This is a genomic window from Dietzia sp. DQ11-44, from assembly GCF_014145205.1.
Classification (GTDB): Bacteria; Actinomycetota; Actinomycetes; order Mycobacteriales; family Mycobacteriaceae; genus Dietzia; species Dietzia natronolimnaea.
Map to the genome: position 1 here is coordinate 1 of NZ_JAALEC010000205.1, position 638 is coordinate 638.

Here is a 638-nt window from a genome sequence, read left to right on the forward strand (position 1 = left end):
TTGCCCTACCAGCGACCTCCTTCTCGAAGACCTGTGGAAGGAACAAGGACGATCTGCGGAAGGGACAAGAAGGTGTCGGCGCTCCCATGGTCCCGGTCGGACCAGTACGACCACAAGCTGCGGATCGCGGGACTCAACAACGGTTATGACGACATCGTCCTGAGCGGTGACCCCACCTCTGACCGAAACCGCACCTGCTACTACCTCAGGCAGGGCGAGCCGGTCGCCGCTGACAGCGTTAACCGCCCCGGGGACTCCATGACCACCAACGGCATTCTCGGCCAAGTCGCCGTCGACACGACTGCCCTGACACCGGAGGTGGCGGTGTGAGCAAGCAGACCGACCACTGGTCGTGGTCACCACCGAACGTCTGACCCCCGAGGTGAACAAGGATGGTTTGGAGGTCGACGGCAGGGCCCGCGATGAGACTTCTGCCTTTCGTTCCGGGCGCCCGTGACTCGCATCAGTCCGCAGACGTGCGACGCGCACCCACGGACGCTCGCGGCCCTGCATGGTGGTTCGCGTTGGTCGTCTGCAAACCCCTTCTGCTGCTCGTCAGGAGAGCGGACTGGCGCGGCACGGAGCGCCTTCCCCGGTCGGGGGGTGCAATATTGGCGGCCAACCATGTCTCCCAAGCC

The 638-nt window shown here is 64.6% G+C and carries 1 protein-coding gene; it reads left to right on the top strand.

Going from position 1 to position 638, the window contains the following annotated elements:
* On the top strand, window positions 1-330 hold a 330-nt coding region (locus G6018_RS17350), incomplete at its 5' end, for an oxidoreductase C-terminal domain-containing protein (RefSeq protein WP_182639179.1).
* Window positions 331-638: the final 308 nt, after the last annotated feature.